Source organism: Rubrivivax sp. A210 (genome assembly GCF_904426505.1).
GTDB lineage: Bacteria > Pseudomonadota > Gammaproteobacteria > Burkholderiales > Burkholderiaceae_C > Rubrivivax.
The window spans coordinates 1-10,325 of sequence record NZ_CAJGBN010000028.1 but is presented as its reverse complement, the minus strand read 5'-3'; the positions used below and the strand labels follow the sequence as shown (position 1 = coordinate 10,325).

Here is a 10,325-nt window from a genome sequence, read left to right as displayed (position 1 = left end):
CTAACACGTCGCTCAAGCTGAGCCCCAACGGCAAAACGCCAGGCCCCAGCCACAGGTACGCTGTACATTTTCTGTGGCCGGGGCCTGGCGTTTCACCGTCGGTGCCAGCTTAGCTCCCACGTTAGGCCTCACAGGAACCGGTTGTGGCGCACCACCATTTTCAACAGCCAAGCAGCCCTTGCCCCTGCACTGAAGTGCATGCCACTAAGGGTCAACCCGCATTGGCACCTATGGCAATATCCGGGTGCATGCACCCAGTTCTTGCCATAGGCACCAGGGTCGCTATGCTGTCTAAAACACGTTAGGCGTCAAAAGCTAGCAGTACCGTTCATCATCCTCCGAAAGCAGCCATGAACAGCACCCTCGAGCAAAACAAGGCGAACGCGATGGCCTTCTACGAACTCATGTTCAACGAATGCCGTCCAGCGGAAGCTGTCGCCCGGTTTGTTGGCGAGTCCTACAGGCAGCACAATCCTCACGTCTCGGACGGAGCGCAAGCCCTTATTGAGTACTTTGAACGAATGGCGAGAGAATATCCAGGCAAGAAGGTAAACTTTAAGCGTGTCGTGGCGGAAGGCGATCTTGTCGTTCTGCATTGCCACCAATACTGGCCTACGGATGGGAACAAGGATTGGGCGGGTATCGACATATTCCGCTTCGACTCGGAGGGAAAGATCGTCGAGCACTGGGACGTACTGCAAATTGTTCCAAGCGAAGCCAAGCACAACAACACTATGTTTTGAACGCAGGGCCGCACAAAATGCCTACCAGCGAGTTTCCCTCATTGACGCCTAACCCCTCGCTCAAGCGGAGCGCCAACGGCAGGCCACCAGGCCCGGGCCGGTGGTACTCCGTACATTTTCACCGGCCCGGGCCTGGCGTCCTGCCGTTGTCGCCCGCTTAGCTCGAACGTTAGGCATCACAAACGAGGGCATTAGGTGCTCCAGCATCCGAAATACATTGTTCGCAGACTCCAACCCGCGGACGCCCCTTCCTTCTACGCGGCAGTACGGGAGTCGGTCGACGAACTCACATACTGGATGCCGTGGTGCTCGAAGGACTACTCCCTGTCCGACGCCGAGGCCTGGATGCAATCGACCAGCGACATGTGGGCCGCCGGTGCAGAGTTCCCACTCGGAATATTCGACGCCACTACCGGCGAAGTTCTCGGTGGTACAGGCGTGAATCACATCAATCGTGCCTACCGCATCGGCAACATTGGATACTGGGTCAGCTCAAAGCGAACCGGCCAAGGAATAGCAAGGTTCGCGGCACATGAGTCTGCCGTACTCGGCTTCGGAGAACTTGGCCTTACTCGCTTGGAGATTGTGGTTCTCACGCACAACAGGGCAAGTCAGCGTGTTGCCGAGACAGTTGGCGCAAAACTTGAATGCGAAGCGAGGAACCGTTTGTACTTTCAGGGGTCGCCCCACAGCGCCTTTGTTTACTCACTCGTGCCGGAGGACGTCCGGTGATGCCTAACCCCTCGCTCAAGCGGAGCGCCAACGGCAGGCCACCAGGCCCGGTCTGGCGGTACGCGGTACATTTTCGCCAGCCCGGGCCTGGCGTCCTGCCGTCGTCGCCCGCTTAGCTCGAACGTTAGGCCTCACAGGAACCAGTGTTGGCGCACCACCCGCCAAAACAGCCTTCGTGGCAATCCCAAACTTTGCAGCCTCCCCGGACATTCCCTTACGCGTTCCCCCAGGCGTAGGGCCCTCACTCATGACTTTTCTGCGTCCGACTACTTGCCAAATTCAAGGCGATTGCGTTCAATCCAGTCATGTCAGCTTTGTAACGCTGTCGCATAAAACACGTTAGGCAGCGCAGAACAATCATTCGCTTCATTCACCGCGATGTTCAATCCCGCTCAGATAAGTGCCCTACTGGACGTGCTGCGATTGCAGCCGGTCGGCGCCCTTGGCACCCTGCACAAGGGCGAGCCTTTCGTGTCCATGGTGCCCTACGCCGTCATACCGGTAGCCGGCTGCTTCATCATCCATGTCAGCTCGCTCGCGTCGCACACTAAGGACATGATTGAAAACGCTGCTGTGAGCCTCATGGTCACGGCCGTCCCACCACCAGGAGGGCTTCCACAGAGCTTGGGCCGGGCAACATTTCAATGCCAGGCTCAGCTGTGCGCCCAGGACGAACCACTTTACGAATCCGCTAAACGCAGCTACCTCTCGCGCTTCCCCCAGAGCGCGGAGATGTTCAGCTTCGGGGACTTCTCGCTGTTTGCGCTTTCACCACGCTACATGCGGTTCGTGGGCGGCTTCGCCCAGGCCACTACGGTCATGGCTCCAGAATTGAGGGGCATCTTTGCTCAGGTTGCCGCGAGCGCTGCCTAACCCCTCGCTCAAGCGGAGCACCAACGGCAGGCCACCAGGCCCGGGCCGGTGGTATTCCGTACATTTTCACCGGCTCGGGCCTGGCGTCCTACCGTCGGAGCCCGCTTAGCTCGAACGTTAGGCCTCACAGGAACCGGTTGTGGCGCACCACCATTTTCAACAGCCAAGCAGCCCTTGCCCCTGCACTGAAGTGCATGCCACTAAGGGTCAACCCGCATTGGCACCTATGGCAATATCCGGGTGCATGCACCCAGTTCTTGCCATAGGCACCAGGATCGCTATGCTGTCTAAAACACGTTAGGCCGCATGAATTCACCACCTTGCAAAATTTGCGATATCACCTGGGGTCGATTGCAACCCTACGAAGGCGTTGATTTCATGCGCTACTGCAGCAAATGTGATCAGAACGTCTATGTGGCGACTACACATGAACAGGCGCTTGCTCAAGCTACACAGGGACTTTGCTCCGCGAACTTTATTGAAGTGGATCTTCCACCAGTATTTATTGGCTACTTTCCGCCCGAGCCAGAACCCACTGGAGGCTACAAGTATAGATTACAGATATATCTGAATTCGGGTACGCAATTAACCGAGCAGCGAAGGAAAATTATTGCACACTACTTCCAACACATGCCTTGGTACACCGAGATGCTTTCCGCTCTTAACAATGGAATTAGTTACGAAGTTCCAGAAGTTTGGACTCAGTCTATTAATTTCATGTCTTGGCATCTTCAAAAGGTCGAAATGGGAGTTGCAGCAAATGCGGCCTAACCCCTCGCTCAAGCGGAGCGCCAACGGCGGGCCACCAGGCCCGCGAGGCGCCTTGGTATATTCTGCACCTCGCGGGCCTGGCGTCCCACCGTCGGCTCCCGCTTAGCTCGAACGTTAGGCCTCAGAAACGGCAGTTCTGCTGCCTCCGGGAGTTGGGAATGCGCCGCTGGGAGAAACGCCTGTCCGATGTAGCGCAATTGCTCAGGCAATGCGCCGCAAGCTACTTCGATCCCGACCGGTTCCGCATGAGCTGCAACCAGTTTTTGACAACATCAAGGACAGTGAACTTCCTGATCCAGAAGGATAAGGCATCGATTCCCGACTTTGACCGTTGGTATGCGGCGCAAGTCATCGAAGGCTGGGCCGGCGACACCGTGATGGCCTGGGGCAAAGACGCACGAAATCACATCGAGAAAGAGGGCGACCTCGACGTTGAAAGCGAACTGGCGGTAACGCTGATATTCACCTACGACGAGGACCATGACGTATCGATCAACTGTGGGCGCCCTGAGCTCGTAGGCGCTACTGTCCGACACTTGCTCAGACACGCTGAGAAGAAACTTCCTACGGGCGTCTCCGACTCGTCAGTGCTTCGCATCCGCCGAAGATGGGTCGCGAACACCCTACCTGGCCGCGAACTGATAAGCGCACTCGCGTACATCTACACGCGGCAGCGAGTTCTTGCAGCAGCACTTGCTTTGCATCTCGGGCACGAACTTCCGCCGGAGGTTCCGGACGTCACTGATATCGAAGAGTTGCAGGAGCAGCAGAGACTCCAGGTCCGCTATGTCAAGTTTCATGATCGTAGAACCTCAAGGATGGCCAGCCACGTAGTGCGTCAGGTACCGAACTACATCCCGCCACCATGGCTGAAGGATCTAGCTGCAGAGCGCGACCCGACAAAAGGCCTGCCTGGGCTGTCCGTTCAGCTTGAGTTCCATGCCAAGATGGCAGAGGGAACATTTCTACAGTTCGGAAATCATGTCCCAATGATCTGGATGTATGACGACGCTGGATTTGCGATTGACTATGGCGGAGTGTTCCCAGACGACCAAGCAACGAAGTTCATCTACTGGCGCACCGTCGCAGATCGAGTGGCATATCTCCGTCCCGCCACGTTGATTTGGGTATCTGAGATTTGGCTACGCGGTCGTGCGGAGCACTATGAAACGCCAATCCGAAACTTGCCGATAAAGGGTGAGGGACTGCATGTTGTAGGCATGGACAAGACCGGAGCAGTCGAATTGGTTCACTGGGATATCCAGCGAGATTCAGCGAGCGCGCCCCCGCGCCTGATACGCCGAACGCCTTCCGCCGAGCCTCAGTTTCGCGAACCCAACTTCTTGCTCCCAGTAAAGCGGGCGTTCGCCCAGCTGTACCAAGGCAAACGTGAGCAATCGCGCGCTGAGGCCTAACCCCTCGCTCAAGCGGAACGCCAACGGCAGGCCACCAGGCCCGGGCCGGTGGTACGGTGTACATTTTCACCGGCCCGGGCCTGGCGTCCTACCGTTGGCGCCCGCTTAGCTCGAACGTTAGGCGCTGCGTGCCCGTCCTCTCATAGCAATCGCAAACATGCCGGTGCGCGTTGAAATTCACTCACCACCTTCGCCACCTTGGCCGAAACTGTGCGCATCCCCGACCACTCTTGTCGTGGCGTGCGACTCGTAGTCCGCGGCCTATAGTGGCTTCCTCTACCGCACGCACCGCCTCGCCTCTTCGCCAACTCCTGCCAGCAATACCAGAGCCACTGCACTTTCCATGCACATAAATCGCTCGGCTGCGCCTAACCCCCTCGCTCAAGCGGAGCGCCAACGGCTTACCACCAGGCCCGGCCTGCGGTACGCTATATTTTCCGCAGCCCGGGCCTGGTGGTAAGCCGTCGGCTCCCGCTTAGCTCGAACGTTAGGCATCACAAAAGCACCAATGGCTAGCAGCACTCGTCAATTCCAGCCCGAGCACTACTCATCAGCGCTCGACCTATGGCGAAAGACCCCTGGAGTAGGGCTCAGCGCCGCTGATGAGCGAAGTGAGATCGAGCGATTTCTGAACCGAAATCCAGGACTCAGTTTCGTCGCCACGGGAGATCGAGAGGAAGTCATTGGAACAATCCTCTGCGGTCATGACGGTCGCCGAGGATTAATCCATCATCTTGTCGTAGATACCTCCCACAGAAGAGCCGGCTTGGCAACCGCCTTACTAAACTCATCTCGGAGGGAACTCGCCGCCCTGGGAATAGAAAAGGCCCACCTGCTGGTATTCAAGTCAAATGTCGGAGGCCATGCCTTCTGGCGAAAGGTTGCAGCAGAGCGGACCGAAATGGGCCTGTTCTCTGTCAGCACTAGTGATGCCTAACCCCTCGCTCAAGCGGAGCGCCAACGGCAGGCCACCAGGCCCGGGCTGGCGGTACGCGGTACATTTTCGCCAGCCCGGGCCTGGCGTCCTGCCGTCGTCGCCCGCTTAGCTCGAACGTTAGGCCGCACAGCCTACCCTTATTGGCACAGCAAACAACGTTTACTTGGGTGCTAATGCACTCTCCACAACTACTGAAAGCCCTTGCTTTGCCGAGTCGATCCTGTCTCGATAGAGGTCTTTTCGAGACGCGAGGCCTTCCATAGCAGTCGCAACCCTAGCGTCTGACTTCTTCTCGCCTAACGCGTCGAGATACTTCGAGAACTCCTGAATATCCAACAGCATCTGATCAAGGAGGCTCTTTGCCTCGAGAGTCGCCGCATCAACTCGAGCTCGGCGCTCCACGTGGTACTCGGTCGGTATCGCATTGATGCCATCTAGAGAAGCAACACTCTTTCTCAAAGCAACATCGAAGACCTCAAGCTTTCGATCAAGCTCATCGAAGAACTTGTTCATTACATCCTGCAGACGAGAACCAAGAGCCCTGTGCTCTATGCGTCGCAGCGCCACATCCGGCGAAACTGCATCAACAAGGATGTCCGTCTCAAGCTCGTAAGTCCACTGAATTGAGTGACTTCCTCTTCGTCGACGGATTGCCACAAGAACCAATAAGTACAGACTCACCAATAGCGCCAGAACCTTCACGGCATCGACTGGAACTGATGCCGTACTTAGCATTCCTGACACCTGTACTCCTGAGACGAGAATAAAACACGCGCCAATCACTAAATCACCGGTAACGTCGGACTTGGGTGATACCGTAAACTTCGGCTTTGGAAAGCGCTCTGTGTCAGTCCGCCTTCCGATCACCCGCATCACGATTGCAATGATGCTCATGACAACGATTCCAGCGCCGAACAATCCTATAAATGCTGCGCCAAAATTCTTCCCCGTGATTGCAATATGCAGCGCGGGCGGCAAGAGAAGCCACAGCCCCTCCATCAGAATCAGGAAGGGCGACTCCACATCGTCAGCCCGCCAGTGCTCGTAGCGGAGTTCCTCGCGAATGCCACTCGTTGGAGAACACAACCAGATAAAGAGGTACAGCGACTCGCAGCAAAGAAGTACATAGACGGCAAATTCGCGATGGCTCCAAAGATCGACCTGCAGGTAGCTAAGAAGCGTCCATCCAATGACACCAATCGCGCCTAACAGAACCCACAGGTTGATCCCGTTGACCTTGGCTTCGATCTCTGCCGCCTTCTGGCGGTTTCGCAGGTAGTCCAGGATTTCCTTCTTGTCCGCCACTATGCCTCCAATCCAGACACGACAGGCCTGATGTGCAGAGGATACTTCAATACCGCTCACGGACAAGAGATGCGGCCTAACCCCTCGCTCAAGCTGACCCGCTACGGCAGGCGGCCTTGGCCCGGTTGTCGGTACGCGGTACATTGTCGCCAACCGGGCCAAGACCACCTGCCTCCGCGGGCAGCTTAGCTCGAACGTTAGGCCTCAGAATCACCAAGTCCGGTCGCCACAACCATTGAGGAGAATGCTATGCCCATACCAATAGAGATTGCGACTCGCTTTGCAATATGGGATTCTTCAGCGTACTGGAATACGGTCGCCGGCGGCGCCTTGATTGCCGTTGGAGTACTGGCTAGCGCGGGTCTAGTTGCGTTCCCAGATCAACTTGAAAAGAAGTACATCAAAGTGCTCGGCTTCGTGGCGGCGGTATGCACTGCATTAATTGCGGCGTTTAATCCGTTGAGCTTAGGCTTTGCATTTCGAGATGCGTGGCGAGTACTTGACTCCGCAATTCTGCGCCACAACTCTCTCCCCGAGAAGTACCCTATTGAGACAGTCATTGAAGCAGTTGAAAAGGGAGAGGTAATCATCTCTCAGTTCAGCAAGACGATAGTCAAATCGCCAGAGGCTCCAGCGAGTGGCGCAAGAAAGTAGTCGCACCGCATGCGGCTGAGGCCTAACCCCTCGCTCAAGCGGAGCGCCAACGGCAGGCCGCCAGGCCCGCGAGGTGCCTTGGTATATTCTGCACCTCGCGGGCCTGGCGGCCTACCGTCGGCTCCCGCTTAGCTCGAACGTTAGGCCGCATGAAGCCCTCTCATCGCATCCGTCAGCTACGAGAGGTCAAAGCCGTCGGCACGGAAGCGCTGGCCGCGCGCCTCGCAATGTCAGTGGAAGCCTATGAGGACATTGAGCGCCACGAAGATGAACTGGCTACAACAGTCTCCATCCAGCAAGTCCAAGCCCTGGCACGAGAGCTGGACGTAGAATTTTGGACACTTTTTACTGAAAGGCCTTCAATTGAAAGTCGAATGAATGGGGCGGATATCTCAATAGCGCTTGAGCGCTACCAGGAAGCGGCAAGCATGACTGAGGAAGAACTCGAGCGCAAAGTCGGTTGGGAGCTGCGAACCTTTTATGAACAGCCAGATCAGGTCATTCAAGCCTGCCCCGCCATGTTCCTCCAAGACATCGCGGCCATCCTCAAGCTCAACTGGCTTCGCATGCTTCCTACCACGCATGCGGCCTAACCCCTCGCTCAACCGGACCAGCTACGGCAGGCCACCTTGGCCCGAACTGAGGTACGCAGTACATTTTCTCAGTTCGGGCCAAGGCGCCCTGCCTCCGCCGGCCGGTTAGCTCCAACGTTAGGCATCCGAATCCACCCTTTTCTACTGCGCGCGGCAATCATGACGAAGAAGACGTTCATCTCGTATGCGTTTGACGACAAGGAGATTGTTCACTCCGGAAGAAGTTTCACACAAGCACAGGGAGGCCAAGTTCAAGGTCAGTTCGTGCGGGTCGAGAAGTTCGTCGCTGACAAGGGAGAGAAGGCGATTGATGCCGAGATCAAGCGCGTGATCGACCAATGCGACGCGGCACTGTTCGTGGTTGGAAACAACAACCACAATAGCCCATGGATCAAACGTGAAGTCGAACTTGCAACTTCAAAGGGACTCAAGATAGTTATTGCCCGAGTTCCCGGAACGACCGGCGCGATTCCGGAAGCTCTTGTGAGGCAAGGCAGAACTGAGGTGAGCTTCACACCGAAGGCCATTTCCGCCCAGTTGGAGGCCCATCGCAGGCCCTCGGCGCAATCACCCCTGCCCCCAAGCAAGAAGAGCCGAGGCTAGCGGATGCCTAACCCCTCGCTCAACCGGACCAGCGGAGGCAGGCCACCTTGGCCCGAACTGAGGTACGCGGTACATTCTCTCAGTTCGGGCCAAGGCGTCCTGCCTCCGCTGGCCGGTTAGCTCGAACGTTAGGCGTCAAAGTCGGTCGGTTCCCCGGCGGCCGACGTACACTGGCCACTTCATCAGGAGTAGCTATGCACGACCAAGTCACCGATCTGGTCCAGAAGGGCCGCTTACTGCCCCCGGACGAGCGCGAACGCCTCGTCGAGGGCCTTCTCGAGTCTTTAAACGAGAGCGCTGCATCTTCACTCGACCCATCATGGGAAGCCGAGATCCAGAAGCGCTTGGCCGAGTACGACCGAGGTGAGGTTCAGGCAATCGACGCAGAGGTCGTCTTTGCCAGGGCTCGAAAGCTACTCGCCGGATGAAGGTTCGGTTCCTTCCCGCCGCAGAACTGGAATTCATCAGGGAACTGGCGTACTACTCGAAAGCGCGACCCGGTTCAGCCTCGAAGTTTGAGGCGTCGGTCGAGGCAGCTACTCAGATGGCAATGCGTCATCCCCAGGGCGGCGCACCTTCGTACAAGGAAACACGAGCCTTCCGCGTCAATGGGTTTCCATTCAGTCTGGTGTATCGAGTCTCAGAGCGCGAGGTACTTGTTGTCGCTATCGCGCCGCACAGCAAGAAGCCCAACTATTGGGCCTCGCGCGTTGACGCCTAACCCCTCGCTCAACCGGACCAGCTACGGCAGGCCACCTCGGCCCGAACTGAGGTACACGGTACATTCTCTCAGTTCGGGCCAAGGCGGCCTGCCTCCGCTGGCCGGTTAGCTCGAACGTTAGGCCTAGGAATGACCTACACAGCACGCTTCCTCCGCTGGCTCTGGCGAGCGTGGCCTGTGTTATGCGCCTTCGCGACGGTCGCGGTGCATCTGTTGGTTCTAGTCACCCTGCCGTTCCCAGCGTCGAGCATCAACAAGGTTTCTGGGACTATCTTGCAGGTACTTGGCGGCTTGATCGTCCTACACTCGATAGACGGAAACCTCGGCCTCTTCAAGCAGCAAGGGCTTCTTTCAGCCTTGAAAGGGTGGCTTGCTGATTTTCCGAAGCGAAATATTGTGATATCCGCGTCGATCGGTACTGTCAACGCAACCGGGCAAGGAGCCACGCTTAGCGCTTCAGCATATATCGTCGGAAAGACAATCGAAGAGCGTTTAACTGTGCTTGAGCGGCGCCTTGATGAGGCTGATCGCCGTATAACTCAACAACGCGTCGAACTACTCGGCAGAATCGACACCATCAATACAGATCTTTCGAATGCAATTTCCGCTACCCGATCCGAACTACGCGACCTGTCATCGAAAGTGGTCGAATCAACGGTTGGCGGCTTTAAGCAGCAGCTCTTCGGTGTATTGCTAGCCATTTACGGGGCGGTCGTAAGTGCGTTCGCCTAGGCCTAACCCCTCGCTCAAGCGGAGCGCCAACGGCAGGCCACCAGGCCCGGGCCGGCGGTACTCCGTACATTTTCACCGGCCCGGGCCTGGCGTCCTGCCGCTGTCGCCCGCTTAGCTCGAACGTTGATATGGCTTCTTTCTGTCAAGAGGCAAAAGTCAGCCCTCTGCAATTGCAGATCTCATGATTCCCGTTGCCGGACGGGGAACGCGACGGAGCCTGAGGTTGCCACCCGTAATGGATGTGCG

13 protein-coding genes are annotated in these 10,325 nt (G+C 57.1%); 12 read left to right on the top strand and 1 reads right to left on the bottom strand.

Features of this window, described 5'->3' with window-relative positions; translation table 11 throughout:
- The first annotated feature begins 350 nt into the window (after positions 1–350).
- The 6 genes from JMV16_RS15920 to JMV16_RS24605 all read left to right on the top strand — a co-directional run bounded on the left by JMV16_RS15920 (position 351) and on the right by JMV16_RS24605 (position 5,471).
- Positions 351–743, top strand: a complete 393-nt coding sequence (locus JMV16_RS15920; RefSeq protein WP_201495289.1) for a nuclear transport factor 2 family protein — start codon at positions 351–353, stop codon at positions 741–743.
- A 195-nt stretch (positions 744–938) separates the two neighbouring features.
- Positions 939–1,475, top strand: a complete 537-nt coding sequence (locus tag JMV16_RS24610) for a GNAT family N-acetyltransferase (protein ID WP_201495288.1) — start codon at positions 939–941, stop codon at positions 1,473–1,475.
- 378 nt (positions 1,476–1,853) lie between these two features.
- A complete protein-coding gene (locus JMV16_RS15910; protein ID WP_201495287.1) occupies positions 1,854–2,348 on the top strand; it encodes a HugZ family protein in 495 nt (164 codons plus the stop codon).
- 306 nt (positions 2,349–2,654) lie between these two features.
- Positions 2,655–3,119, top strand: a complete 465-nt coding sequence (locus JMV16_RS15905; protein WP_201495286.1) for a hypothetical protein — start codon at positions 2,655–2,657, stop codon at positions 3,117–3,119.
- Positions 3,120–3,277: 158 nt separating this feature from the next.
- Entirely contained in the window at positions 3,278–4,534 is a 1,257-nt protein-coding gene (locus JMV16_RS15900) for a hypothetical protein (protein WP_201495285.1), read from the top strand.
- Positions 4,535–5,042: 508 nt separating this feature from the next.
- On the top strand, positions 5,043–5,471 hold the full coding sequence (locus JMV16_RS24605; RefSeq protein WP_201494823.1) for a GNAT family N-acetyltransferase: 429 nt from the start codon (positions 5,043–5,045) through the stop codon (positions 5,469–5,471).
- Positions 5,472–5,630: 159 nt separating this feature from the next.
- Here the strand turns inward: JMV16_RS24605 and JMV16_RS15890 are convergent, their stop codons facing one another.
- Complete coding sequence (locus JMV16_RS15890; protein WP_201495284.1) at positions 5,631–6,836, bottom strand: hypothetical protein; 1,206 nt, start codon at positions 6,834–6,836, stop codon at positions 5,631–5,633.
- Between the two features lie 189 nt (positions 6,837–7,025).
- Between JMV16_RS15890 and JMV16_RS15885 the strand changes: the two genes are divergently transcribed.
- The 6 genes from JMV16_RS15885 (at position 7,026) to JMV16_RS15860 (ending at position 10,079) form a co-directional block, all read left to right on the top strand.
- A complete protein-coding gene (locus tag JMV16_RS15885; protein ID WP_201495283.1) occupies positions 7,026–7,430 on the top strand; it encodes a hypothetical protein in 405 nt (134 codons plus the stop codon).
- Between the two features lie 149 nt (positions 7,431–7,579).
- Positions 7,580–8,023, top strand: coding sequence for a multiprotein-bridging factor 1 family protein (locus tag JMV16_RS15880; RefSeq protein WP_201495282.1), 444 nt, complete (start codon positions 7,580–7,582; stop codon positions 8,021–8,023).
- A gap of 159 nt (positions 8,024–8,182) precedes the next feature.
- Entirely contained in the window at positions 8,183–8,626 is a 444-nt protein-coding gene (locus JMV16_RS15875; RefSeq protein WP_201495281.1) for a TIR domain-containing protein, read from the top strand.
- A 194-nt stretch (positions 8,627–8,820) separates the two neighbouring features.
- Positions 8,821–9,054, top strand: a complete 234-nt coding sequence (locus JMV16_RS15870) for an addiction module protein (protein WP_201495280.1) — start codon at positions 8,821–8,823, stop codon at positions 9,052–9,054.
- Positions 9,051–9,347 carry a type II toxin-antitoxin system RelE/ParE family toxin gene (locus JMV16_RS15865; protein WP_201495279.1) on the top strand — a complete coding sequence of 99 codons (297 nt, stop codon included), beginning with the start codon at positions 9,051–9,053 and terminating at the stop codon, positions 9,345–9,347. The genes JMV16_RS15870 and JMV16_RS15865 overlap by 4 nt, the downstream gene beginning before the upstream one ends.
- Positions 9,348–9,476: 129 nt before the next feature.
- Positions 9,477–10,079, top strand: a complete 603-nt coding sequence (locus JMV16_RS15860; protein ID WP_201495278.1) for a hypothetical protein — start codon at positions 9,477–9,479, stop codon at positions 10,077–10,079.
- The last annotated feature ends 246 nt before the right edge of the window (positions 10,080–10,325 follow it).